29 protein-coding genes are annotated in these 23,416 nt (G+C 71.7%); 12 read left to right on the top strand and 17 right to left on the bottom strand.

Annotated elements, in window-relative coordinates:
- Positions 1-44: 44 nt before the first annotated feature.
- Positions 45-527, bottom strand: coding sequence for a MarR family transcriptional regulator (locus tag ABZ342_RS00730; RefSeq protein WP_155546057.1), 483 nt, complete (start codon positions 525-527; stop codon positions 45-47).
- Between ABZ342_RS00730 and ABZ342_RS00725 the strand changes: the two genes are divergently transcribed.
- Positions 526-987 (top strand): pyridoxamine 5'-phosphate oxidase family protein, encoded by a 462-nt coding sequence (locus ABZ342_RS00725; protein ID WP_360468015.1) that lies wholly within the window; start codon positions 526-528, stop codon positions 985-987. The genes ABZ342_RS00730 and ABZ342_RS00725 overlap by 2 nt on opposite strands.
- Here the strand turns inward: ABZ342_RS00725 and ABZ342_RS00720 are convergent.
- A complete protein-coding gene (locus ABZ342_RS00720) occupies positions 984-2,183 on the bottom strand; it encodes an ROK family protein (protein WP_360468014.1) in 1,200 nt (399 codons plus the stop codon). The two genes, ABZ342_RS00725 and ABZ342_RS00720, sit on opposite strands and share 4 nt — an antisense overlap.
- A 100-nt stretch (positions 2,184-2,283) precedes the next feature.
- On the opposite strand from ABZ342_RS00720, the gene ABZ342_RS00715 reads away from it, so the two are divergent.
- Positions 2,284-3,024 (top strand): DUF427 domain-containing protein, encoded by a 741-nt coding sequence (locus ABZ342_RS00715; RefSeq protein WP_360468013.1) that lies wholly within the window; start codon positions 2,284-2,286, stop codon positions 3,022-3,024.
- Here ABZ342_RS00715 and ABZ342_RS00710 read toward each other — a convergent pair.
- On the bottom strand, positions 3,021-4,301 hold the full coding sequence (locus ABZ342_RS00710) for a carotenoid oxygenase family protein (RefSeq protein ID WP_360468012.1): 1,281 nt from the start codon (positions 4,299-4,301) through the stop codon (positions 3,021-3,023). The genes ABZ342_RS00715 and ABZ342_RS00710 overlap by 4 nt on opposite strands.
- Before the next feature lies 1 nt (position 4,302).
- Positions 4,303-4,863 carry a hypothetical protein gene (locus ABZ342_RS00705; RefSeq protein ID WP_360468011.1) on the bottom strand — a complete coding sequence of 187 codons (561 nt, stop codon included), beginning with the start codon at positions 4,861-4,863 and terminating at the stop codon, positions 4,303-4,305.
- 89 nt (positions 4,864-4,952) lie between these two features.
- Between ABZ342_RS00705 and ABZ342_RS00700 the strand changes: the two genes are divergently transcribed.
- Positions 4,953-5,465, top strand: coding sequence for a PadR family transcriptional regulator (locus ABZ342_RS00700; protein ID WP_155546062.1), 513 nt, complete (start codon positions 4,953-4,955; stop codon positions 5,463-5,465).
- A 65-nt stretch (positions 5,466-5,530) separates the two neighbouring features.
- Complete coding sequence (locus tag ABZ342_RS00695) at positions 5,531-6,082, top strand: sigma-70 family RNA polymerase sigma factor (protein ID WP_360468010.1); 552 nt, start codon at positions 5,531-5,533, stop codon at positions 6,080-6,082.
- On the opposite strand, the gene ABZ342_RS00690 is transcribed toward ABZ342_RS00695, so the two are convergent.
- From ABZ342_RS00690 to mgrA, 4 genes are all read right to left on the bottom strand, one after another.
- Positions 6,079-6,354: a cyclic-phosphate processing receiver domain-containing protein gene (locus tag ABZ342_RS00690; RefSeq protein ID WP_360468009.1), complete on the bottom strand. Its 276-nt coding sequence runs from the start codon at positions 6,352-6,354 to the stop codon at positions 6,079-6,081. The two genes, ABZ342_RS00695 and ABZ342_RS00690, sit on opposite strands and share 4 nt — an antisense overlap.
- On the bottom strand, positions 6,351-7,220 hold the full coding sequence (locus ABZ342_RS00685; RefSeq protein WP_360468008.1) for a TIGR03564 family F420-dependent LLM class oxidoreductase: 870 nt from the start codon (positions 7,218-7,220) through the stop codon (positions 6,351-6,353). Before ABZ342_RS00685 ends, ABZ342_RS00690 begins: the two co-directional genes overlap by 4 nt.
- Positions 7,221-7,234: 14 nt before the next feature.
- Entirely contained in the window at positions 7,235-7,900 is a 666-nt protein-coding gene (locus tag ABZ342_RS00680; RefSeq protein ID WP_360468007.1) for a helix-turn-helix domain-containing protein, read from the bottom strand.
- 96 nt (positions 7,901-7,996) lie between these two features.
- A complete protein-coding gene (gene mgrA / locus ABZ342_RS00675) occupies positions 7,997-9,025 on the bottom strand; it encodes an L-glyceraldehyde 3-phosphate reductase (protein WP_155546065.1) in 1,029 nt (342 codons plus the stop codon).
- 63 nt (positions 9,026-9,088) lie between these two features.
- Here mgrA and ABZ342_RS00670 point away from each other — a divergent pair, with 63 nt between their 5' ends.
- Both ABZ342_RS00670 and ABZ342_RS00665 read left to right on the top strand, forming a co-directional pair.
- Positions 9,089-9,970, top strand: a complete 882-nt coding sequence (locus ABZ342_RS00670; protein WP_360468006.1) for a MoxR family ATPase — start codon at positions 9,089-9,091, stop codon at positions 9,968-9,970.
- Positions 9,967-11,334: a VWA domain-containing protein gene (locus ABZ342_RS00665; RefSeq protein ID WP_360468005.1), complete on the top strand. Its 1,368-nt coding sequence runs from the start codon at positions 9,967-9,969 to the stop codon at positions 11,332-11,334. The genes ABZ342_RS00670 and ABZ342_RS00665 overlap by 4 nt, the downstream gene beginning before the upstream one ends.
- Here ABZ342_RS00665 and add read toward each other — a convergent pair.
- The gene (gene add / locus ABZ342_RS00660) at positions 11,312-12,283 is read right to left on the bottom strand and encodes an adenosine deaminase (RefSeq protein WP_360468004.1); all 972 of its coding nucleotides are present in this window, start codon (positions 12,281-12,283) and stop codon (positions 11,312-11,314) included. The two genes, ABZ342_RS00665 and add, sit on opposite strands and share 23 nt — an antisense overlap.
- 176 nt (positions 12,284-12,459) lie before the next feature.
- On the opposite strand from add, the gene ABZ342_RS00655 reads away from it, so the two are divergent.
- Positions 12,460-12,681, top strand: coding sequence for an antitoxin (locus tag ABZ342_RS00655; protein ID WP_155546069.1), 222 nt, complete (start codon positions 12,460-12,462; stop codon positions 12,679-12,681).
- Here the strand turns inward: ABZ342_RS00655 and recQ are convergent, their stop codons facing one another.
- Both recQ and ABZ342_RS00645 read right to left on the bottom strand, forming a co-directional pair.
- Entirely contained in the window at positions 12,682-14,517 is a 1,836-nt protein-coding gene (gene recQ / locus ABZ342_RS00650) for a DNA helicase RecQ (protein WP_360468003.1), read from the bottom strand.
- A 60-nt stretch (positions 14,518-14,577) separates the two neighbouring features.
- Positions 14,578-15,186: a hypothetical protein gene (locus ABZ342_RS00645; RefSeq protein ID WP_360468002.1), complete on the bottom strand. Its 609-nt coding sequence runs from the start codon at positions 15,184-15,186 to the stop codon at positions 14,578-14,580.
- Positions 15,187-15,236: 50 nt separating this feature from the next.
- Between ABZ342_RS00645 and ABZ342_RS00640 the strand changes: the two genes are divergently transcribed.
- Positions 15,237-15,677 carry a DUF6314 family protein gene (locus ABZ342_RS00640; protein WP_360468001.1) on the top strand — a complete coding sequence of 147 codons (441 nt, stop codon included), beginning with the start codon at positions 15,237-15,239 and terminating at the stop codon, positions 15,675-15,677.
- On the opposite strand, the gene ABZ342_RS00635 is transcribed toward ABZ342_RS00640, so the two are convergent.
- Together ABZ342_RS00635 and ABZ342_RS00630 are read right to left on the bottom strand one after the other, a co-directional pair.
- Positions 15,658-16,545: an SDR family oxidoreductase gene (locus ABZ342_RS00635; RefSeq protein ID WP_360468000.1), complete on the bottom strand. Its 888-nt coding sequence runs from the start codon at positions 16,543-16,545 to the stop codon at positions 15,658-15,660. The two genes, ABZ342_RS00640 and ABZ342_RS00635, sit on opposite strands and share 20 nt — an antisense overlap.
- Before the next feature lie 11 nt (positions 16,546-16,556).
- The gene (locus ABZ342_RS00630; protein ID WP_360467999.1) at positions 16,557-17,297 is read right to left on the bottom strand and encodes an SDR family oxidoreductase; all 741 of its coding nucleotides are present in this window, start codon (positions 17,295-17,297) and stop codon (positions 16,557-16,559) included.
- Positions 17,298-17,545: 248 nt separating this feature from the next.
- Here ABZ342_RS00630 and ABZ342_RS00625 point away from each other — a divergent pair, with 248 nt between their 5' ends.
- The 3 genes from ABZ342_RS00625 (at position 17,546) to ABZ342_RS00615 (ending at position 19,427) form a co-directional block, all read left to right on the top strand.
- Entirely contained in the window at positions 17,546-18,244 is a 699-nt protein-coding gene (locus ABZ342_RS00625; RefSeq protein ID WP_155546075.1) for a hypothetical protein, read from the top strand.
- Between the two features lie 2 nt (positions 18,245-18,246).
- Positions 18,247-18,846, top strand: coding sequence for a hypothetical protein (locus ABZ342_RS00620; RefSeq protein ID WP_360467998.1), 600 nt, complete (start codon positions 18,247-18,249; stop codon positions 18,844-18,846).
- Positions 18,847-18,917: 71 nt separating this feature from the next.
- Positions 18,918-19,427, top strand: coding sequence for a DUF664 domain-containing protein (locus ABZ342_RS00615; RefSeq protein ID WP_360467997.1), 510 nt, complete (start codon positions 18,918-18,920; stop codon positions 19,425-19,427).
- Here the strand turns inward: ABZ342_RS00615 and soxR are convergent.
- Positions 19,424-19,894, bottom strand: coding sequence for a redox-sensitive transcriptional activator SoxR (gene soxR, locus ABZ342_RS00610; protein ID WP_360467996.1), 471 nt, complete (start codon positions 19,892-19,894; stop codon positions 19,424-19,426). The genes ABZ342_RS00615 and soxR overlap by 4 nt on opposite strands.
- 98 nt (positions 19,895-19,992) lie before the next feature.
- Here soxR and ABZ342_RS00605 point away from each other — a divergent pair, with 98 nt between their 5' ends.
- A complete protein-coding gene (locus tag ABZ342_RS00605) occupies positions 19,993-20,586 on the top strand; it encodes an NAD(P)H-dependent oxidoreductase (RefSeq protein WP_360467995.1) in 594 nt (197 codons plus the stop codon).
- 101 nt (positions 20,587-20,687) lie between these two features.
- On the opposite strand, the gene ABZ342_RS00600 is transcribed toward ABZ342_RS00605, so the two are convergent.
- The 3 genes from ABZ342_RS00600 to ABZ342_RS00590 are packed head-to-tail and all read right to left on the bottom strand — an operon-like array spanning position 20,688 to position 23,301.
- The gene (locus tag ABZ342_RS00600; RefSeq protein WP_360467994.1) at positions 20,688-21,176 is read right to left on the bottom strand and encodes a hypothetical protein; all 489 of its coding nucleotides are present in this window, start codon (positions 21,174-21,176) and stop codon (positions 20,688-20,690) included.
- Positions 21,173-22,603 carry a HAMP domain-containing sensor histidine kinase gene (locus ABZ342_RS00595; protein ID WP_360467993.1) on the bottom strand — a complete coding sequence of 477 codons (1,431 nt, stop codon included), beginning with the start codon at positions 22,601-22,603 and terminating at the stop codon, positions 21,173-21,175. The genes ABZ342_RS00600 and ABZ342_RS00595 overlap by 4 nt, the downstream gene beginning before the upstream one ends.
- Positions 22,600-23,301: a response regulator transcription factor gene (locus ABZ342_RS00590; protein ID WP_360467992.1), complete on the bottom strand. Its 702-nt coding sequence runs from the start codon at positions 23,299-23,301 to the stop codon at positions 22,600-22,602. Before ABZ342_RS00590 ends, ABZ342_RS00595 begins: the two co-directional genes overlap by 4 nt.
- Positions 23,302-23,416 lie beyond the last annotated feature (115 nt).

Below are 23,416 nucleotides of genomic sequence, written 5' to 3'. Positions count from 1 at the left end.
ATCGTCGGCGGTCCGGGCGCGGTGGTCGATTGCCTGCCGGGTAACTAGCGTGGTGGCCGGACCCGCCTGCCCCGGATCGCCTCACCGCCGCCGAAGCGTGTGATGATCGACGCCAGCAGTTCTCGCGCGTCATCGACGCGCTCTTTCCCGTACTCCGCAACGAGTTCGTCCTGAAGCTCCTGCCTGCGGTCGCGAGTGGCTTCGACGGCGTCGAGCGCGTGTCCGGTGAGGTGCAGCAGCTTGGTGCGCGCGTCGGCGGGATCGGGCTCGCGGCGCAGCAGTCCCCGCCGTTCGAGGTCCGCGACGGCCTTCGACGCCGCCTGCTGGGTCACGCCCATCCGCTCGGCGAGCGCGGTGATGGACAGCGGAGCGGCGAGGACGTGCTGGATCACCACGCCGTCGTTGAACCGCAAGTCGCCGAAGCTGTTTTCGGTGAGCCGCCGCTGGACCTCGTCGGTCATCACCCAGCCCGCGAAGAGGCTGGTGAGTGACAAGTCCAAGCCGTCCGGCGTAGGGTGCACAACCATGGTTGTGGAATCTAGCAGAGCGCCGGCTGAACTGGCCGGAGCGTTCGTTCGCGTGGCGCACCGCGTGGTGTGGTGCACTTTGGTGACCGTCGACCGGCGCGGGCGGCCGCGGTCGCGGGTGGTCCACCCGATCTGGGACCTCGGCCCGGACGGCCTGACCGGCTGGGTGTTCACCCGCCCGACGCCGCTGAAGGTCGCGCACCTGGCGGAATCGCCGTACGTGTCGTGCTCGTACTGGGACCCGCGGCACGAGGTGGCGGTGGCGGAGTGCCGGGCGGAGTTCACCGACGACGAGGAGACCCGGAAGTACCTGTGGGGCCGGTTCGCCTCGGCGCCGGAGCCGCTGGGTTACGACCCGAAGATCCTGGGCGGCGCGGACTTCCGCGACCCGAAGATCACGGTGCTGAAGCTGACGCCGTGGCGCCTCTCGACCGGCGGCCAAGCCTGGCGCGCGGCCTAAGCGGCACCCACGCGACGGTCGAACACCAACCCCTGAGCCGCCCGCAGCCCGACGCTGATCGCCCCCGCCAGCACCGCGTCCTCGCCCAGCTCGCCCTGCACCACCTTCGGCACCAACGGCGTGAACGCCCGCAGCGCGCGATCCAGCGGCTCCAGCAGCAGATCCGCCGCCGTTCCCATCCCGCCGCCCAGGACGATCAGCTCCGGGTCGATCACCGCCGCCACCGAGGCCACCGTGTACGCCAGCCGGTCCGCTTCCGCCTCCAGGGCCCGCCGCGCCAGTTCGTCGCCCTCGCGGGCCAGGCGGAACACCTCGCGGGCCGACTTCGCCGTGCCCAAGCCGAGTTCGCGCGCGCCGCGGACCACCGACTGGGCCGCCGTCGCCTCCTCCAGGTGGCCGCGGGCCGGCGGGGCGCCGTCCTCCAGGGACGATCGGGTGCGGCCGTACGGCAGGTAGCCGATCTCGCCCGCCGCGCCCGTCGCGCCGCGGAACACCCGGCCGTCGACCATCATGCCCATGCCGACGCCCGTGCCGATCGTGATGCAGCCGAACACCGACGCCCCACGCGCGGCGCCGCCTTCGCCTTCGCCGACCGCCGTCAGGTTCGCGTCGTTCTCCACCATCAGGTCCGGGCCCAGCGCGGCCTCGAGGTCGTCGATCAGCCCGGCGCGGCCCCACCCCGGCAGGTTCGGCGCGTGCCGGAAGCAGCGCTTCTCCGGGTCGGCGACGCCGGGGGAGCCGACCACGCGGACAACGATGTCGGACTGCGCCAGCCGCGCCTCCGCGACGGCCGAAGCCGCGATCTTCCCGACCGCCGTGACCAGCGCGGCGCCGGAACGCGCCGTGTTGCGTTCGTCGCGGCGCGCGACGATCGTGCGGCCGAGGTCCGACACCGCGACGCGGATGTGCTCGCGTCCGATGTCGACGCCCAGCACGTACCCCGCGGTCGGGTCGGCCTCGTACAGCACGGCCGAGCGTCCGGTGCCGGTGGAGGTGTGCCCGGTCGGGCGCGCCAGCCCGGCGGCTTCCAGCGCGAGCAGCGCCTGGCTCACCGTCGGCTTCGACAGCCCGGTGTCCTTCGCCACCTGCGGCCGGGTCGCCGGTCCGCTGCGGCGCAGCAGGTCGAGCACCGCCCGCTGGTTGATCTTGCGCATCCCGGCGGGGGTCCCGACCGTTGGAACTTCTACGCCGGCCACCCGTGCCCGCCTCCTGTCGTCCGCTTGCTTCCTGCCACGCTAGCCGCCCGAACCCCGGTTCCGCCGGAATACGCCCGCTTCGGGACCCGTTGACCGGGGCATGAGCACTCCGGTACGCGGCCGGGTCCGCGTGGCACAAGGCGCGAAGCGGGTACGCGTGTTCCTCGGCGGGCAGGTCGTCGCGGACACGGTGCACCCCCTTCTGGTGTGGGAAGTTCCCTACTACCCGACGTACTACTTCCCGCGCGCGGACGTCGTCAGCGGCGTTCTCGCACCCTCCGGCCGGACGTCGCACTCGCCCAGCCGCGGAGAAGGTGTTCTGTCGACGATAAAGGGTGGGGGAGCGGAGGCGGTGGACGCCGCGCTGGAATACCCGGATTCGCCCATCGAGGAGCTCCGGGACCACGTCCGCTTCGAGTTCGGCGCCTTCGACTGGTTCGAGGAGGACGAACAGATCTTCACGCACCCGCGTGACCCCGGCGTCCGCGTCGACATCCTGCCGAGCTCGCGCCACGTGCGGATCGAGGTCGACGGCGTGACCGTCGCCGACACCGTGCGGCCGCACCTGCTCTTCGAGACCGGCCTGCCGACCCGCTACTACCTGCCCCGCGTCGACGTCCGGATGGACCTGCTCACGAAGATCGACACCGTGACGCATTGCCCGTACAAGGGCGCCGCCGAGCACTTCGACGTGACCGGGCACGAGGACCTCGCCTGGAGCTACCCGACGCCGTTGCCGGAGAGCGAGCGCACCGCCGGGCTGGTGGCCTTCCTCGACGAGAAGGTCGACGTCTACGTCGACGACGTCCGGCAGGACCGGCCGAAGACCAAGTTCGCCTAAGCGTCCGGCAGCCAGTTCCCGTGGAAGCCCGCGGGAACGCGCTGCGGGAGGTGGACCGTGGCGACCGGCGCCGCGCCGACGTTCCCCGCGTCGAGCACGACGAGGTCGCTGCGGTCTTCCGTCGCGTCGTAGACGTACGTCAGCAGCCAGCCTTCGCCGTGCTCCGCCGGGGCGAACACCGCCTCGCCCGGGACGCGTCCTTCCCCGAAGACGTGCTCGGTGGCGGTCCCCGCGTGCAGGTCGTAGCGACGCAGGACGTCGTGGCCGGTGACGTGGCCGAACCGCGCGTCGGACCCGGCGAGCCGGTCGTCGATGCGGGGGAACTCGCCCGGGCGGTCGTCGAGCCGGTCCTCGGTCACCGTGCCCGCGGCGAGGTCGATCGTCCAGCGCCACAGCGACGCCGGCGGGTCGTCGTGGCCCGCCCACCACTGGTGGTCGTAGCGCATCACGTGCACGACGATCCGGCTGTCGGGCGTGTCGAAGGCGTTGAGCGTGTGGAAGACGTAGCAGGGCTCGATCTCCAGCCAGCGCACGCCGGCTTCGGGCCGGTCGCGGCGCAGCACGCCGAGGCGGGCGCCGTAGCCCGCGTCCCACCGGTAGGGCATGCCCTGGCCGACCGACGCCCGGTCGAAGACCACGGGCAGGTCGTAGAAGACCACGTGCTCCGCGGTGAGCGCGAAGTCGTGCATCATCGTCAGCCCCGGGACGTCGATCGGCTGCTTGACGACGAGCTCGCCGGCGGCGTCGGCCCGGTAGTAGCCGACGTGCGGCGCGGTGATGCTGCCGTAGCCGAAGAAGTGCAGTTCCCCGGTCGTGGGGCAGATCTTCGGGTGCGCGGTCATCGAGTCGGCCAGCTCGCCGCCGAAGTCGTAGGCACCGACGGTTTCGAGGTCGGTCGTGATCTCGTACGGCAGCGAGGATTCGACGAGCGCGAGGGTGCGGCCGGCGTGGTTCACCACGTGCGTGTTCGCGACGCTGGAGTGGAGGTTGCGCGAGCCGTCTTCGTTGTACAGCCCGAGATCCGGGTCGTCGAAGCTCTCGGTGCGCACCCACCGGTTGCGGTACCAGGCGGCGCGGCCGCCTTCGAGCCGGACGCCGTGGACCATGCCGTCGCCGGTGAACCAGTGCTTGCTGTCCTCGCGCGGGTTCGGGCCGTTGCGCAGGTACCAGCCGGTCAGCTCGGGCGGCAGGGCGCCGGTCACCGGGAGGTCGAACGCCGTCAGCTCGTCGTGGACGGGCGCGTAGGCGCCGCTCAGGTGGAAGTCGCTGGTGGTCATGTCAGGCGGCCTTTTCGGCTCGGGCGCGGACGATGCGCGGGTAGCGGATGGTGAAGGCGACCGGGACGGCGAAGCCGAGGACCTTGAGGGCGATCAGCGCGGCTGTCGCGTGCGGCGCGAAGTTCAGCAGCGCGATGCCGGCGAGGCCGGTGACGGTGAAGCTCGCGGCCCACACGAGCGTGATGACCACGTTGACGCGCTTGAAGATCGGGTTGTCCCAGAGCTCCGGCGGCGTCATGGTGCGGGCGATGCCGAGGGTGAACGGCCGGCGCAGGGCGAGTGAGCCCCAGGCGGTGAGCGCGAGCCAGGCGTCGGTGAGCGCGCCGGTGTAGGTCTTGAGCGGCGACGCCGGGAAGGCGAACGCGACGGCGGTGAGGAGCGCGAAGAAGGCGAGCGCGCTCAACTCGATGATGAGGGCGTCCGCCTTGCGGCCTTCGCGGCGGGCGAGCACGAGGAGCGCGGCCGAGATGACCAGCCCGGTCAGGCCGGACCAGCGCCAGTCGAACTGCGTCGCGACCACGGCGAAGGCGATCCACGGAAGGAAGCTCTTCAGGTAGTTCATGCCGGTCTCCCCTGACATTCCAACTTTGACATGTCGAAACTAGAATCTCCTGGTTCGACATGTCAAGAGTGGAATGTCATGATGGGCGCATGAGCCTTCGACACGCGGTGCTCGGCATGCTGGCCGACGAGCCCGGAAGCGGCTACGACCTGCTGAAGCGGTTCGAGCGGGCGATGGCCAACGTCTGGCCCGCGACGCAGAGCCAGCTCTACGGCGAGCTGGGCAAGCTGGAGGCGGCGGGCATGATCCACGTCCTCGCCGAGGGCCCGCGCGGGCGCAAGGAGTACGAGATCACCGAGGCCGGGCTCGAAGAGCTGCGGCACTGGCTGATCGACGTCGACCCGGGCGGCCCGCCCCGCAGCGCCGGTCTGCTGCGCGTGTACTTCCTCGGCTCGGTCTCGCCGGCGCAGGCGCGCGGCTACGTCGCGTCGATGGGGGAGTCGGCGCGGGCGCGGGAAGAGCGGCTGGCCGAGCTGGAGGGCACGATCGACTGGGGCGACGACAACCAGTCGCTCTACGGCCGCCTGGTGCTCGAGTGGGGCAAGCGGTTCTCGGCGATGCAGCGCGAGTGGGCGGAATGGGCGGTCAAGCAGGTCGAGTGACGGGGTTTTCCCGGCCGCCGGACGGCGGATCCGCGAGGGTCGTCGTCACTGCTAAGTTCCGGATCATGACCCGCGGTGAAGACGACGAGCGCGTCACGGCCCTGGCTATGGCGGCAGGCCGCGGCGACCGGCTCGCCCGGGAGGAGTGGGTCCGCGCGACACAGGCCGACGTCTGGCGCTTCCTCGCCCACCTCACCGACGCGTCCTCGGCCGACGACCTGACGCAGGAGACCTACCTTCGCGCCTTCGGCAGCCTTCGCCGCTTCGCCGGACGTTCGTCGTCGCGGACCTGGCTGCTGTCGATCGCGCGCCGGGTGGTCGTCGACCAGATCCGGGCCGCGGGCGCCCGCCCGAAGATCGCCGACACCGACTGGGAAGCCGCCGCCGAGCGCACCCGAGACCCGGCGGCCGGCTTCGAGGAACTGGTCGAGCTGGGCCTCCTCCTGGACGGCCTCGACCCGGAACGGCGTGAGGTCCTCGTGCTGACCCAGGTCCTCGGCCTGTCCTACGCCGAGGCCGCCGACGTCTGCGGCTGCCCGGTCGGGACCGTCCGCTCGCGAGTCGCCCGTGCCCGCGAGGACCTGGTCGAGGCCCGGCGTGCGCGCGGCGCCGGTTAGCGGACTCCGGGCCCGTACCGCCGCGCCATGCCGGTGAGCCACTCCCGGCCCACCGGGTTCGCCGTGTGTACCCGCACTTCCGGCGGCCACCGGTCGTGCTCGCACAGCCACAGCACGACCGGGCGGGTCGTGTCGTCGCCGCCGAGGTCGTGGTCCAGCGAGATTGCCGTGAAGTCGCCGGCCCTGAGCAGCGAGATCGCCTCCGCGCTCGACTTCGCCCACGTCCACCCCGGCGGCGCCGGCCGCAGGTCGTCCACCCAGAGGCCGGTCACGCGGCGAGCAGTTCTCGCGTGCGGGCCCGCTCCGCCGGCGATCCGAACGGCATCACCAGCAGCTCGGTCGCCCCCGCGTCTTCCAGGGATTCCACTTGGCGGCGCACGGTTTCCTCGTCGCCGGTGATGACGCTGTCCGAAACCCGGCCGTAGCCGTCCCGGTCCAAAATGGACCGGTAGGCCGGGACCCCCGCCGCCGCGCCGTAGGTCTCTTCCACCCACGCGCGTCGTTCGTCCACTTCGGACGTCACGCAGATCAGCTGCCCCGAGACGACCCGCCGGTCCGGGCCCAGTGTCGGCAGCACGAACTCGCCGATCGCCCGCGGGCCCGCCCATGTCGTGATCACGCCGTCGGCCAGCTCGCCCGCCAGGCGCGTCGACCGCGGGCTGACCGAGCCGACCAGGACCGCGGGCCGGTCCGCGCCCGGCGTCGTCAAGCCGCCCGCCGCGGTGAGCGCCTCGCCGTGGACGTCCGCCTTTTCCCCGCGCAGCAACGGGTTCAGCGCCTCGAGGTACTCGCGCAGGTGCCGCAGCGGCCGGTCGTACGAGTACCCGAACTCCCCCTCGACGACGTACCGGTGGCTCAGCCCGACGCCGAGGTGGACTGGCGCCCCGGTCGCGGCCTGGACGGTCAGCGCCTGCGCGGCCATCGTGATCGGGTGCCGCGGGTAGGTCGGCACGACGCACGTGCCCAGCTCGACGCCGGGCGCCGCGGCGCCGAGCGCGGGCAACGCCGTGAGCGCGTCCCAGCCGCCGCGCTGCGCCAGCCACAGCGTGCCGTAGCCGAGCTTCGCGGCTTCGCGTGCTTGGGCGGTCATGTCGTCGAAGCCGACGCCCAGTTCGTCGATCAGGATCCCGGTACGCATGTGTCTCCCCGGTTCTAGTAAGCCCGCTCGAGCTGCTTCCGGTCGAGCGCGACGGATTCGGTGAACAGCCCGACGACCCGCGGCGCCACCGCGCGCAGCTGCCTCGTCGAGACGGCGGCCGGCTCGAAGGCGTGCGCGACGGTGTCGGCGATCAGCGCGGACGCCGGCGGGGGTGTGCTGACGAGGAAGCCGTGCAACACCGCCTGGTAGGCGACGGCGAGCTCGCGGGCCGGCCGGTCGGCGCGCAGCAGGTCGTTGGCCGCCAGCAGCTCGAGGTACTCGACGAACGCCTCGTCGTGCCGCGGGTCGAGCTGGGCGTGCAGCTTCGGCAGGAGCTTCCCGAGTGTGCCGGCGTCGTCGGCGTACCCCGCGCGCAGCAGCGGGCGACCCAGCACGTTCGCGTACTGGACCTCGGTCAGCCGCGACAGCCGCGCGGCGAGCGGGTCCGCTTCGACCGCCCGGACGAGGTCCTCGATGGTGCGCACGGACTCCCGGAGCAGCACCGCGAGGAACAGTTCCTCACGGTTCTTCCAGTGCAGGTAGACGGTCCCCTTGCCGACGTCCGCGCGCTCGGCGACGTCCTCGATCGTCGTGCGCCGGTAGCCGGCCCGCAGCAGCAGCTCGGCGGCCGCGGTGAGGATCCGCTCGGCCCGCTCGGCGCGGTCTTCGGCAGGAGGCATGCCGCCATCGTATGACCAAATACGAAATCTGGTCAAACGTCGACCCGAAAACGGCGGGACACACTGGGCGCCCCGCCGTCGTCAGTTCGCCGGCTGTCAGCCGTCCGAGGACCGCTTCCAGAGGTTGATGTCCGCGTCGGTGGCGTGGCCGTCGATCTCGGTCAGCTCCTCCGAGCTGAAGTCGAGGTTGCCCAGCGCGCCGACGTTGTCTTCGAGCTGCTTGACGCTGCTCGCGCCGATCAGCACCGACGTCACGCGGTGGTCGCGCAGGGCCCACGCGAGCGCCAGCTGGGCCAGCGACTGGCCGCGGCGCGAGGCGATCTCGTTGAGCGCGCGGACCCGGCCCAGCCGGTCTTCGTCGAGGGTGTCCGGGTCGAGCGACTTGCCCTGCGCCGCCCGCGAATCCGCGGGGACGCCCTTGAGGTACTTGTCCGTGAGCAGCCCCTGCGCCAGCGGCGAGAACGCGATGCAGCCCGCGCCCACCTCCTCCAGGGTGTCCAGGAGCCCGTCCTCCTCGATCCAGCGGTTCAGCATCGAGTACGACGGCTGGTGGATCAGCAGCGGCGTGCCGAGTTCGCGCAGCAACCGCGCGGCCTCGGCGGTCCGCTCCGAGTTGTACGACGAAATCCCGACGTAAAGCGCTTTCCCGGCGCGGACGGCGGAGTCGAGCGCCCCGACCGTCTCCTCCAGTGGCGTCTCGGGGTCGAACCGGTGGGAGTAGAAGATGTCGACGTAGTCCAGGCCCAGCCGGCCGAGCGACTGGTCCAGGGAGGACAGCAGGTACTTGCGGGAGCCCCACTCGCCGTACGGGCCGGGCCACATGTCGTAGCCCGCCTTGGTCGAGATCACCAGCTCGTCGCGGTACGGCTTGAAGTCGGTGGCCAGCAGCCGCCCGAAGTTCTCTTCCGCCGAGCCGTACGGCGGGCCGTAGTTGTTGGCCAGGTCGAAGTGCGTGATGCCGAGGTCGAAGGCGCGGCGGGTGATGTCGCGCTGGGTCTGCAGCGGACGGTCGTGGCCGAAGTTGTGCCACAGCCCGAGCGAGATCGCGGGCAGCTTGAGCCCGGACCGCCCGCAGCGCCGGTAGGGGATCGATTCGTATCGGCCGGATGCCGCAACGTAGGTCACGCGGCCGATGCTAGCCCGGCTGTCGGGTACGCTCCTGGTGAGCGACCGCTTAGGAGGTCAGTGGTGGGCACCGGATTCTTCGCTTCCGTCGACGACGTGTCGGCGAAACTGGCCGAAGCCGGCTACCTGGCCTCGACGGCGGTGGCGACCACGGTGTTCCTGGCCGACCGGCTCGGCAAGCCGCTGCTCGTCGAGGGCCCCGCCGGCGTCGGCAAGACCGAGCTCGCCAAGGCCGTCGCCCAGGTCAGCGGCTCGCGGCTGGTGCGCCTGCAGTGCTACGAGGGCATCGACGAGGCCCGCGCGCTGTACGAGTGGAACCACGCGAAGCAGCTGCTGCGGATCACCGCCGGCCGCGACGAGACGTGGGAGGACGCCCGCACCGACATCTTCGGCGAGGAGTTCCTGCTGCGCCGCCCGCTGCTCACCGCGATCTCCTCCGACGAGCCGACCGTGCTGCTGATCGACGAGACCGACAAGGCCGACATGGAGGTCGAGGGCCTGCTGCTGGAGGTGCTCGGCGACTTCCAGGTGACGGTGCCGGAGCTGGGCACGATCACCGCGACGCGCGCGCCGTTCGCCGTGCTGACCTCCAACGCGACGCGCGAGCTGTCCGAGGCCCTGCGCCGACGGTGCCTGTTCCTGCACATCGACTTCCCGGACGAAGAGCTCGAACGCGACATCGTCCGGCTCAAGGTCCCGGGCATCGACGAAGCGCTCGCGGATTCCGTCGTCCGGGTGATCGCCGCGCTGCGCGCGATGGACCTGCGCAAGCTGCCGTCGGTCGCCGAGACCATCGACTGGGCCCGCACGCTGCTCGCGCTCGGCGCGGACGCCCTGGACGAGCAGGTCGTCCGGGAGAGCCTCGGCGTCGTCCTCAAGCACCAGGACGACATCGCCAAGGCCGGCGCCGGCCTGAAGCTCGAACAGGTCCTGGACGCGTCGTGACCGGCGGCGTGCCGGAGCGGCTCGCGTCGTTCGTCAAGGCACTGCGGGCCCAGGGCATCCCGGCCGGCCCCGCCGAGACGGTCGACGCCGCGGCCGCGCTGGAGGTCCTCGGTTTCGACGACCGCGAGCTGGTCCGCGAAGGCCTGGCCGCGGCGCTGGTCCGGCGCGGCGGGCAGCGCGCGGTGTTCGACGCCGCGTTCGACCTTTACTTCCCGGCCGGGATCGGCACGCCCGAGCGGGCCCGGGAAGACCAGCCGTCGACGCTGGAAGAGCTGCGCGAGGAACTCGCCGCCGCACTCGCCGACGGCGACCAGCAGGCCCTCTCCCAGCTCGCCGGGCTCGCGGTGGACATGCTCGGCCAGTACGGCTCGTCCTCCGGCCCGGGCGGCGGGTTCTCGGCCCACCAGACCCTGGAGCGGCTCCAGCCGCAGACGCTGATCGCGCGGGTGCTGGCCGCGGTGCGCGGCGGCGGCGCGCGCGGCGAGTTCACCGATCGGTTCGACCGCGACGAGATCCGGCGTCGCGTCGAAGGCTTCCGCGGTCAGGTCCGCACCGAGGCGCGCCGGCGCGCGGCCGAGGTCCGTGGCCGCGAGCGCGTCGCCAAGCACGCCATCGCGCCCGCGCCCGACCGCGTCGACTTCCTCATCGCCAGCCGGACCCAGCTCGCCGAGCTGCGCCGGACGATCCAGCCGCTGTCCCGCAAGCTCGCGACGCGCCTCGCCGCCCGCCGCAAGCGCACGACGCGCGGGCAGATCGACCTGCGCCGCACGCTGCGGCGGTCGCTGTCGACCGGTGGGGTGCCGCTGCGCCCGGCCTACCGCCACCGGCGGCCCGGCCGGCCGGAAATCGTGCTGCTGTGCGACCTTTCCGGCTCGGTGGCGGGGTTCGCGAACTTCACCATGCTGCTGGTGCAGGCCCTGCGCGACCAGTTCAGCAAGATCCGCGTGTTCGCCTTCGTCGACAGCGCCGACGAGGTCACCCACCTGGTCACCACGGGCACCGCCGACCCCGAGCACCTGGGCGCGCGCATGCTGTCCGAAGCGGCGCTGGTGCGCTGGGACGGCCACAGCGACTACGGCGGCTCGCTGCGCCAGTTCACGGCCAACTGGCTCGACGCGGTCGGTCCGCGCACGTCGGTGCTGATCCTCGGCGACGCCCGCACCAACGGCGGCGACCCGAACCTCGACGCCGTCCGCGAGATCAAGGCCCGCGCCCGGCACGTCTACTGGCTGAACCCGGAACGGCGGTCGTTGTGGTCGACCGGCGACTCGGCCGCGCTGGAGTACGCCGAGGTCGTCGAGATGCACGAGTGCCGCACGGTGCACCAGCTCGGCACGCTGGTCACCCGCCTGCTGCCGGTGTGAGCCACGCGTCGATGTCGCGCAGCATCACGTCCTTGGTCGCCTCGGGGGCGAAGGACGCGGTGACGCTCGCCCGCGCGAAGCCCGCCATCACGGCGTCGTCGTAGCCGAAGGCGTCCCGGACGCGGGCGTACTCCGCGGCCAGGTTCGCGCCGGTGACCGACGGGACGTCGGTGTTGAGCGTGACCGTCAGCCCGGCGTCGAGGAGCCGGGGGAGCGGGTGCCCGGGCAGGGACGGCACGAGCCCGAGCGTCACGTTCGAGGACGGGCAGACCTCCAGCGCGAGCCCCCGGTCGCGGACCTCGGCGACCAGCGCGGGGTCTTCGAGAACGCGGATGCCGTGGCCCAGCCGTTCGGTCCGGCCGACTTCGAGGGCTTCCCGGATGCTGTCCGGGCCGGCGTCCTCGCCCGTGTGGTGCAGCAGGTGGAGGCCGGCCGCGCGGGCTTTCTCGAAGACCGTCGCGAAGGGACGCAGGGAGTGGTTTTCCTCACCGGCCATGCCGATCGCGAAGACTTCGTCGTACTTCAGCGCGAGGTCGAGGGTGCGCTCGGCCCGCTCGACCGAACGGCGTCGCGAGTGGTCCAGGAGGAGCCGCCACCCGAGCCCGGTGCCGGATAGTCCTTTGAGGACGGACGCGAGCGGCATTTCGAGGTCGCCGAGGCGCTCCCCGTGCGAAGCCGCGGTGAACGTGATCTCCGCGTAGCGCGTGCCTTGGGCGAGTTCGTCTTCGCAGTACTCGCGGGCGATGCGCTCGAAGTCCTCGGGCCGCCGCAGGCAGGAGCGGATGAGCGCGTTGTAGTCGGCGAAGGCGCGGAAGCCGTCGAACACCGGCGGCTCGGCCGGGACGTCGACGCCGTTGGCCTCGCCCAGTTCGCGCAGGGTGCCCGGCCGGACGGTGCTCTCCAGATGGACGTGCAGGTGGGCCTTCGGCAGGGTCGCCAGGTCGCGCATGAGCGCGAGCCTAGAGGCGGGTGGCGGCAGGTCGCGCGGCATTTTCCGCCCCCGGCCACGGTGCGTCCCCGGCCCGGCACGCTGAGCCCCCGAGGTTTGGCGGTCGTCACACGGGGAACCTCCGGGTGGTTCGTCCGCGTTGTCAGGATGACCGCACACCGACGAGGGAGACGACCATGGCTTTCCTGCGCAAGCTCACCGTGCTGGCCGGCGCGGCCGGCGCCGCCCGCGCGTACGCCAAGAAAAACCCCGAAAAGGTGAACGGGGCCGTCGGCAAGGCGGCCAAGTTCGTCGACGACAAGACCAAGGGCAAGTACCACGAGCAGATCGCCGGCGCGGTCCGCAAGGTCAACTCCGTGACCGGGCCGGACGGGCAGCCGGGGCCGGCCACCCGCTAGTCACCCGGCGGTCAGCACCTCGAGGACGCCCTCGCCGTACTTGGCGAGCTTGTTCTCGCCGACGCCGCTGACCGTGCCCAGGTCGGCCAGTGAAGCCGGCCGTTGCGTGGCGATCTGGCGCAGGGTCGCGTCGTGGAAGATGACGTACGCGGGCACGCCCTGCTCCTTCGCGACGCCGGCCCGCCAGGCACGCAGGCGCTCGAACACCGGGGCCGCCTCCGCGGGCATGTCCACCGCGGGGGCGGTCTTCCTGCTGCCGCGGACCTTCGCGGCCGCCGCGCGCTCGGGCTCGCGGCGCAGCATCACGTCACGGTCGCCACTCAGGACTTCGGCGCTGGCCTCGGTGAGCACCAGCGAGCCGTAGTCGCCTTCGACCGCGAGCAGGCCCTGGGCCAGCAGCTGCCGCACCACCGCGCGCCACTCGGGCTCGCGCAGCTCGGTACCGATGCCGAACGTCTTGAGTGTGTCGTGCTGGAACTGCGTGACCTTCGGCGTGGACTTGCCGAGCAGGATGTCGATCACCTGCCCGGCTCCGAACTTCTGCCGCCGTTCGTTGCGCAGCCGCACGATCGTCGACAGCAGCTTCTGCGCCGGGATCGTGCCGTCGAACTTCTCGGGCGGGCTCAGGCACGTGTCGCAGTTGCCGCAGGGTTCGCTCTTCTGCCCGAAGTAGTTGAGGATCTGCACGCGGCGGCACTCCACCGTCTCGCACAGCGCGAGCATCGCGTTCAGGTGCGCGCCCAGCCGCCGCCGGTGCGCGTCGTCGCCCTCGGACGTGTCGATCATCTTGCGCTGCTGCACGACGTCCTGCAGGCCGTACGCGAGCCAGGCGGTGGAGGGCAGGCCGTCACGCCCCGCGCGCCCGGTCTCCTGGTAGTAGCCCTCGACGGACTTCGGCAGGTCGAGGTGGGCGACGAACCGGACGTCCGGCTTGTCGATGCCCATGCCGAACGCGATCGTCGCGACCACGATCAGGCCGTCCTCGCGGAGGAACCGCGACTGGTGCTTCGCGCGGGTGCGCGCGTCGAGGCCCGCGTGGTAGGGGACCGCGGGAATCCCGTTCTGCACCAGGAACTCCGCGGTTTTCTCGACCGAATTCCGGGACAGGCAGTAGACGATCCCCGCGTCGCCCTGGTGCTCGGTGCGCAGCAGCTCCAGCAGTTGCCGCTGCGGCGAGTTCTTGCCGACGATCCGGTACTGGATGTTCGGCCGGTCGAAGCTCGCGACGAAGTGGCGGGCCTCGTCGAGGTTCAGCCGGGCCGCGATCTCCTGGTGCGTGGCCTCGGTCGCGGTGGCGGTGAGCGCGATCCGCGGCACGTCCGGCCAGCGTTCGTGCAGCGCGGAAAGCTGGAGGTAGTCGGGCCGGAAGTCGTGGCCCCACTGGGCGACGCAGTGCGCCTCGTCGATCGCGAACAGCGAGATCTTGCCGCGGTCGAGCAGCCGCACGGTGGATTCCACCGAAAGCCGTTCCGGGGCCAGGTAGAGCAGGTCGAGCTCCCCGGACAGGAACGCCGACTCGACCTCCTGGCGGGCCGCGTAGTCCTGCGTGGAGTTGAGGAAACCGGCGCGGACACCGGCGTTGCGCAACGCGTCGACCTGGTCCTGCATCAGCGCGATCAGGGGGGAGACGACCACGCCGACACCCGGCCGCACCAGCGCGGGAATCTGGTAGCACAACGACTTCCCGCCACCGGTGGGCATCAGGACGAGCGCGTCGCCACCCGCGATCACGTGCTCGACGATCGCCGCCTGGTCGCCGCGGAAGGCGTCGTAGCCGAACACGCGCCGGAGGGTCTCCAGCGCGTCGGACGCAGTTGCGAACTCGGTCTCTGCCACCCGGCCGAGTCTAGAGCGGGGGTCCGACAACTTCCGGCCGCCCTCTCCGGCGCGGCGGGATCAGAGCCGTTCGCCGAGGAGTTTCGCGAGGGCGACGTAGACGTCGTCGCGGATCGTGTGCAGATCCAGCACCCCGGCCCGGGTCCGGCCGTGACTCGTCTTGGTGACGACGATCCGCGTCTGCTTCTCCGCGATCCCGTCGATGTCCTGGTCGGGGCCCTGGCAGTGGAACGCGGCGTCACCGGTGCCGGGAACGGCGACCGGGCTTTTCGCGCACGACTTCGCGATGTCGGCGGACAGTCCCCGGGGAGACCGGCCGACGGGCACGAGAATCCGCAGCTGGAATGCCGCGGCGTCGTGGAATTCGCTCTTGTAGGTGCAGAGGAACGAATCCTTCTCCGCCGGCTGCTCGACCGCGGTGGCCGACCAGCTGCCGCCGATCGCGTGCGTGATGTCGTCCACCGTGACGAACGGGCACGCCGCGGTGACCTCCGCGGGGCTGACGAAGGCCGGCGGCGGGCTGGTCGTGGTGCGGGCCGGCGTCGGCGGGTGGCTCGTCGTGGCCGGTGGCGGCGGGACCGCGGGCGGCGTGACCGCGGGCGGCGGGCCGGAACAGGCGGTGACGCAGGCGAGCACGCACAGGGCGGCCATCCCCCTCGGAAGACGCATGATCCGAACCTATCCCGGCCCGGTCACGGCCGGATGACACACTGGTCGTGATGGACGAGTGCTTCCCGGTGCCCGATCTCGCCGCGCATTTCGCCGGCGAGTGGCGGCTCGACCGCGAAATCCTCACCGCCGGCGGGGATCCGGCGGGGGAGGTGACCGGCACGGCCACCTTCACCGAGGAGGACGGCGTGCTCGTCTACCGCGAAGCCGGCGAGATGCGGCTCGGCGCCTATACCGGACCGGTGACCCGCACGCTGCACTACCGGCCCACCGCGCCCGGGCGTGCGGACGTGCACTTCGACCACGGCGGGTTCTTCCACGCCGTCGACCTGCGCGCCGGGCACTGGACCACCGACCACCCCTGCCGCGACGACCTCTACCGCGGCAGCTACCGGGTGCTCGACGCGCGGCGCTGGCGGCAGGAGTGGGCGGTCCGCGGCCCGGCGAAGGACCACGTGATCGTCACGCGGTTCAGCCGGCCGCCGGGCTGAGCAGGTCGCCCAGGTCGATCCGGCGCAGGAACTCGCTCCGGATCCGGTCGCCGACCTCCGCGACCAGCCACCCGCCGTCGTCGGACGGGTCGATGTGCACCCGGAACGGCCGCTTCCCCTTGGGCAGGTCGACGACCCTAGCCAGCTCCTCGGCGACGGTCGCGACGTCGGCGTCGGCCGGGGTGATGTCGGCCAGCTTCTCCGCGACGTGGTCCACCAACCCCGCGTACCGCTCCTCGTAGGCGGCCGCGACGGCCTCGTCGGCCGGGTGCCCGGAGTTCGGGAAGTGCCGGGTGCCCGAGGTGAACGCGCCCGGCACGACGATCGTGGTGTCGATGCCGAAGCGGGCCACTTCGGCGGCGTAGGAGACGGCGAGGCTGTCCATCGCCGCCTTCGCCGCGAAGTACGGCGCGAGGTAGGGCGGGGTGCCGCCGCGGACGCTGCTGCTCGACACCCACACCAGCAGCCCGTCGCGTTGCGCGCGCAGGTGGGGGAGCGCGGCCCGGTTGACACGCTGAGTGCCGATCGCGTTGGTGTCGTACAGCTGCGCGAGCTGCTCGGGGGTGAACGCCTCGGCCGGGCCGAGCACCATGTGCCCGGCGTTGTGCACGACGACGTCCAGCCGGCCCTGCTCGGCGACGATCCGCTCGACGGCGGCGTCGGCGGAGTCCTGACTGGAGACGTCCAGCTCGACCGGGCGCAGGTCCACGCCGTGCTCACGGGCGAACGCGACGGCGGCCTCGACCTGGGGTGCGTTGCGGCCGCCGGTGGCGCGCATCCCCGCGTAGACGGTGTGGCCGTTGCGGGCCAGCGCCCGGGCGGAGAGGGCGCCGATCCCACTGGAGGCGCCGGTGACGACGATGATCACGGTCTTCCCTCTCAGACGATTCCGCCGTTGGTGCGCAGCACCTGGCCGTTGACCCAGCGGGCCGGGCCGGCGAGGAACGCGACGACCTCGGCGATGTCCTCGGGCTTGCCGAGCCGCTCGAGCGGCGGCTGCTTGGCCATCCGGCCGACGGTCTCCTCGTCCTTGCCGTCGAGGAACAGTGCGGTCGCCGTCGGGCCCGGTGCCACGGTGTTCACGGTGATGTCGCGGCCGCGCAGCTCGCGCGCCAGGATCATGGTGATCGCCTCGACCGCGCCCTTGGTCGCGTTGTAGATCCCGTAGCCGGGCAGGTTCAGCCCGAGCACCGACGTCGAGGTGGTGATCACCGCGCCGCCGTCGCGCACCCGCTTCGCGGCCTGCTGGGCCACGGCGAAGGTGCCGCGGATGTTGGTGCGGTGCACCCGGTCGAGGACCTCGAAATCGGTGTCGGCGATGGGGGTCGGCGGGTTCATCACGCCGGCCAGGTGGGCGACGACGTCCACGCCGCCGAACGTGGCCTCCGCGGTGTCGAACAGCTCCGCGACCGCGGCCGGGTCGGCCACGTCGGCGCGGACGGCGATCGCCCGCCCGCCCCGCTCGGTGATGGTGTCGACCGCGGCCTGGGCCTCCTTCTCGTTGCCGGCGTAGTTGACGACGACGGCCATGCCGTCGGCGGCCAGCCGCTCGGCGACCTGGCGGCCGATGCCGCGGGAGCCGCCGGTGACGATCGCGACGCGGGTTCCGGTGGTGGTCATGGTCTTCCTTCTTCCGGTCAGTGCGGTGGTGGTATCACCGCTTCCGTCATTCTGTTATCGACGATAGCACCGAGATGGTAACGGCGCTAGTCATCTGGTGTTATCGTCGTTACACCCGTGGGTCGTGGTCGGCATCCGGCCGTATCCGCGCGGCCGGTCGGCCGAATCGCGGGTCAACACGGTTTCCGGCCCCGGTGGGCGGGAACTCCGGACGCGTCGGGGGCGACATCCGTTAAGGAGTTTGTGCAATGCCCACATGGCTGATCGTCGTGATCGTCGTCGTGGCCATCGCGGTGCTCGGTGCCGTGATTTGGCTTGTGTCGCAAGAGATGCAGCGCAAGCGGCTGCAGCAGCGGTTCGGCCCGGAGTACGACCGGACGGTCGAGGAGAGCGAAAACCCGCGTGCCGCACAGCGTGAACTCGCCGAGCGCGAGCGCCGGCACAAGGAACTCGACATCCGTCCGCTGTCGGCGTCGGCGCGGGAGCGCTACGCCCGGGAATGGACGCAGGTGCAGGAAAAGTTCGTCGACGAGCCGTCCACCGCGGTCTCCGAAGCGGACCAGCTCCTCGTGGCGCTGATGGGTGAGCGCGGGTATCCCACCGAGGGGTACGAGCAGCAGGTGGCCGACCTTTCGGTGCGCCACGCCAAGACCCTCGAGCACTACCGTGCCGCGCACACCACGCAGCAGAAGCGCGACGGAGCGTCCACTGAGGACCTGCGCGACGCGATGGTGCGCTACCGCACCGTGTTCGAGGACCTGCTGACCGACGGCGCGGATGACGACCAGCACGGCCACCACGACCGCCGCAACGGGCACGACCACAACGGGCACGACCGTGACCGCGCCGACCGTCGCGACGACGACCGGCACGAGACCCACGAAACCGGACAGGACGAACGCCAGGCGTCCGCGCAGCCGCGGACCGAGTGGAACGGAGGACGCTGACCATGACCGAGCACCTGACCCGGCACAGCGCCGAACACGACGACGACTTCACCGGACACGAGGACGGCCGCGAGCCGGACACCGCCGGAGTTCCCGGGGACCGGGCCGACTTCCGCGAACCGGGCGTCGACGAGGGCTATGACGCCGATCGCGACGCCGACCGCGACACCGATCGTGACACCGACCTCGACCGCGACGGCGACCAGAACCTGAGCACGGCCGACCTGGCTTCGGCGTCGGCCCAGCCCACCGCCGACGACGGCCACACCGACGCCACGCCCGCCCAGTCGGGTGGCGACGTCGAGGCACCCGCGAAGTCGGGCGGTGACGTCGAGGCGCAGCCGCTGATCGACGAGGACAAGGTCACCGGCTTCCGGGACCGCTGGCAAAACGTGCAGACCGGCTTCGTCGATGACCCGAAGCAGGCGGTGCACCAGGCCGACGAGCTGGTCGCGGCCGTGATCAGCGCGCTGGCCACCACGTTCGCCGAGCACAAGAGCGAGCTGGAAGGCCAGTGGCGGCAGGGCGAACCGGCCACCGAGGAACTGCGGATCGCGCTGCGCCGCTACCGCTCGTTCTTCGACCAGCTGCTGCCCCGGTAGCCGGAACCGTTTGCCGGCGGGCATGATCGGGTAGCACGCCGGTGAACGGCTTCAGCAACGGGAGGCAGTCGATGAACGTGGCCGATCTGCTCGTCGACGGCTTCGGCCGGGTCCGGGAGAACGTGCACGCGGCGGTGGAAGGTCTCACCGCCGAGCAGCTCCGGACCCGGCTGGACGACGAGGCCAACTCGATCGCCTGGCTGGTGTGGCACCTGACCCGGGTCCAGGACGACCACGTCGCGGACGTGGCCGGGACCGAGCAGGTGTGGACCGGCCAGGACTGGCTTTCGCGGTTCGGTCTCCCGTTCCCGGCGGCCGACACCGGCTACGGGCACCGCCCGGCCGACGTCGAGGCCGTCCGGGTCGACCGGCCGGACCTGCTCACCGGCTACTACGACGCGGTGCACGAGCAGACCGTCCGCTACCTCGAGAACCTCGACGACTCGGCGCTCGACCGGGTCGTCGACGAGGCGTGGGATCCGCCGGTGACACTGGGCGTGCGGCTGGTCAGCGTCCTCGACGACGACATCCAGCACGCCGGGCAGGCGATGTTCGTCCGCGGCGTGCTGGAACGCCGCTAATCTTCGTAGCCGTCCCCACGGTGATCGGCCAGGCGCCGCGGGCCGGGCCCGTCGGCGCCGAGTTGGTCGCCCGGGTTGGCGAGCCGGCACTTGGCCAGGGACATGCAGCCGCAGCCGATGCAGTCGGTGAGCTGGTCGCGCAGCTGTTCCATCTGACGGATCCGCGCGTTCAGGTCGTGCTGCCAGCACTGAGAGATCCGGGCCCAGTCGGCCCGGGTCGGGGTGCGGTCGTCGGGAAGCAGGGCGAGCACCTCCCGGATCGTCGACAGCGGCATGCCGACCCGCTGGGACATCCGGATGAAGGTCACCCGCCGCAGCGCGTCGCGGCAGTAGCGGCGCTGGTTGCCCGCGGTGCGGCGGCTGCGGATGAGGCCTTCGTCTTCGTAGAACCGCAGGGCCGACGCGGGCACCCCGCTGCGCCGGGAGAGTTCGCCGACGGTGAGCTCGGGCAGCTTGGTGGTGACCATGGTTTCCAGCCAATCACAGCCACACGCTTGACTTCAAGCGAGCTTGAGGTCTGATCCTGGTCCGGACGGCAACAACGCCGCTGTGCCAAGGAGGAAGTGTGTCCGAAGCTCCCGTGCGGGTCGCGGTGATCGTGGGAAGTGTCCGGGAAGGACGGTTCGGCCCGGTAGTGGCGGACTGGCTGGCCGGCGTCGCGGGCGACCACGGCGGGTTCGAGGTCGACGTCGTCGACCTCGCCGAGCCCGACCTCCCGATGGTGCTGCCGGCGTTCGGCGCGGTGCCGCCGGCGGCGGTGGTCGCCGAGGTCGCGAAGGTGACGCCGCGGCTTCTCGCCGCCGACGCGTTCGTCGTGGTCACCCCGGAGTACAACCACAGTTATCCGGCCTCGCTGAAGAACGCGATCGACTGGCACCGCGCGGAGTGGACGGCCAAGCCGGTCGCGTTCGTCTCGTACGGCGGGATGTCGGGTGGCCTGCGCGCGGTCGAGCACCTGCGGGCGGTCTTCGCCGAGCTCCACGCGGTGACGATCCGCGACACGGTCAGCTTCCACGGCGCCCACGCCCGCTTCGGCGCGGACGGAACGCCGACCGACGCGGCGGCGGCGGTCGCGGCGAAGGCGATGCTCGACCAGCTGGGCTGGTGGGCCCGGTCGCTGGCGGAGGCCCGGACGGTCCGGCCGTACCCCGGAGCTTGACTTCAGGTCGGTTTGAGGGGGGCGCACCCGGTCGGGTCTTCCGGGCCGTCCCGATCTTCGTGCCTGGGCCACTGTGGCGGTCAGTCCACTATAGACAGTGCTCAGAATGCTTGGCACGCCTGGTACGGCAGCTGGACGTCCGTCCCGACGAGGGCGATGGTGCCGTCGACCGAGTACCCGCCCTGCGCGGCCAGCGCCGCGAACGCGGTGCAGACCAGTTGGTTGATCCCGGTGCCCGCGATCGGCTTCAGCGGGAACGCGAAGGTGATCGTCGCCTTCGGGCCGGGAGCCAGCTCGATCGGTCCGGTCCGGTACGGCAGGTTCGTCACGTAGCCGTCGGCCGCCTCGTCGGTGCTCGGCCCGGCCAGCAGCATCGACAGCGCCGTTTCGACCCCCACGGTGGTACCGGTCGACCGCGTCACCGGGGCGACCCGCCCGCCGATGACGAAGTACAGGATCGCGTCGGTGCCGCGCCCGCTGCTGCCCGGGTTCCGCAGCGTCGGCGCCGGCCCGGCCGAGACGACACCGGTCGGCTTGACGCCGCACGCGCTCACCAGCAGCAGGACGACCAGGACGAAGAGCTTCTTCACCGCGCCTCCACGACCAGGGCCTGCCGGGGCAGGCGCAACTCGAAGCGGGCTCCCACGCCGGTGTTGGCCGCGAGGATGTCGCCGCCGTGCAGCCGCGCGTTTTCGCGCGCGATGGACAGCCCGAGCCCGCTGCCCTCCGACCGCGCCCGGGCCGTGTCCGCCTTAGCGAAGCGGTCGAAGATCCGGGGCAGGACTTCGTCCGGGATGCCCGGCCCGTGGTCGGTGACGGTCAGCACGACGTCGGCACCCTCAGCCCGCAGCACCACTTCGACCGGGGGCGCGCCGTGCCGCAGCGCGTTGCCGACCAGGTTCGCCACGACGATGTCCAGCCGTCGCCGGTCGAGCGCGGCCGTGATCCCGGCCGGCAGGTCGGCGACCACCGCGGAGTCTTCGGAACCGGGTTCCCACCCGCGCGCGGCGAGGCTGTCGGTGACCGCGGCCGCGACGTCCAGTTCCTCCCGGCGCAGCTCGGCCCGCCCGGCGTCGAACCGGGAGATCTCGATCAGGTCCTGCACCAGCCGGGTCAGCCGTTTCGTCTCCGCCGACACCAGCCGCGCGGCGACCGCGGTGTCCGCGGGCAGCTGGCCGGCGTCCTCGTCGAGGACGTCGGTGACGGCGTTCATCGCCGCCAGCGGCGTCCGCAGCTCGTGCGAGACGTCGGCGACGAACCGCCGCGCGTCGGCCTCCATCGAGCGCAGCGTGCCGACCGTGCGCTCCAGCTCCGCCGCGGTGTGGTTGAACGTCGTGACCAGCTGCGCGAGCTCGTCGGAGCCCTTGACCCGCAGCCGCACGTCGAGGCGGCCCCGGCCGAGCTGGTCGGCCGCGGTGTTCAGCGCGCGGACCGGCCGCAGCACCTGCCGCGCGGCCAGCAGGGCCACCCCCACCGCGAAGGGCAGCGCGAGCGCGGAGACCAGCCAGGCCTGGCGGGCCAGTTCGTCGATCGCGGCCTGCTGCTGGTCGAGCGATGTCCCCGCGAAGACCTCGAGGCCGCTCGGCGTGCCCGACGCCGTCTGCACCGGGATCCCGACGTAGAACTGCGGGAACCCCTGGGCGTCGACCCGCTGGAACTGGGTGTACGTGCTGTTCGCCACGGTCTGGCGCAGTTCGGCGGGCACCTGTTCCAGCGACATGCCCGAAGTCGAGTGCAGGTTGTGGTAGACGACCAGCGCGCCGCTCGGCTTGAGCGCCGCCGCGAACGCGTCGAGCGTGGCTTGGGTGGGCGGCAGTGACACGGTCGGCAGGTACGCGACGATCTGGTCGCGCAGCTTCAGCATCGTCTGGTCCTGGATGCCCTTGAGGATGGCGTTGCGCGCGGAGACGTAGCTCGCGCCGGCCGCGGCGGTGGCGCCGAGGATCATGATGACCGCGAAGGCGGCGACCAGCCGGGGCCTCAGCCCGGCGAGCCACGAGCGGACCTGCCGGATCACGACCGGCCGAACCGGTAGCCGAACCCCCGGACCGTCTGCACGTGTTCCGGCTTCGCCGGCACGTCTTCGATCTTCGCGCGCAGCCGCTGCACGCACGCGTCGACGAGCCGCGAGTCGCCGAGGTAGTCGTGGTCCCAGACGGAAGAGAGGATCTGCTGGCGGCTGAACACCTGCCCGGGCGTGCGCGAGAGCTCCAGCAGCAGCTTCAGCTCGGTCGGGGTCAGCGACACCGGGGCGCCGCGCTTGGTCACCTCGAGCGCGGCCCGGTCGATCACCAGGTCGCCGTGGCGTTCTTCGGGCGCCGGCTGCTCACCGGGACGCTCACCCGGCCGCTCGCTGACGGCCCGGCGCAGCACGGCCCGGATCCGCGCGTCCAGCACGCGGGGTTCGACCGGCTTGGCGACGTAGTCGTCCGCGCCCGCTTCGAGCCCGGCCACGACGTCGAAGTCGTCGCTGCGCGCGGTGAGCATGATGATCGGGATCGCTCCCGACGCGCGCATCCGGCGGCACGTCTCGAAGCCGTCCATCCCGGGCAGCATCAGGTCGAGCACGACGATGTCGGGATGCTGGTGCACGAGCACCTCGATGCCGCGCTCACCCGACTCCGCGGTGTGCACCACGTGTCCCTGCCGGCGCAGGGCCAGTTGGAGTCCTTCCCGCACCGCCGCGTCGTCTTCCACCACCAGTACCTCGGCCACGGCGCCATTATTCGGAAAAGCGCACGTCGTGGCGACCCGGGCCGATCTTGTAGCAAAACCATGACATCGCCCTGACGGGATCTCGAAATGCCGGAGCCAGACTCGAAGACATGGC

The organism is Amycolatopsis sp. NPDC005961 (assembly GCF_040629235.1).
GTDB classification, from domain to species: Bacteria; Actinomycetota; Actinomycetes; order Mycobacteriales; family Pseudonocardiaceae; genus Amycolatopsis; species Amycolatopsis camponoti.
Note: the sequence above shows the minus strand (reverse complement) of the source record. Positions and strands in the feature narration are given on the sequence as shown.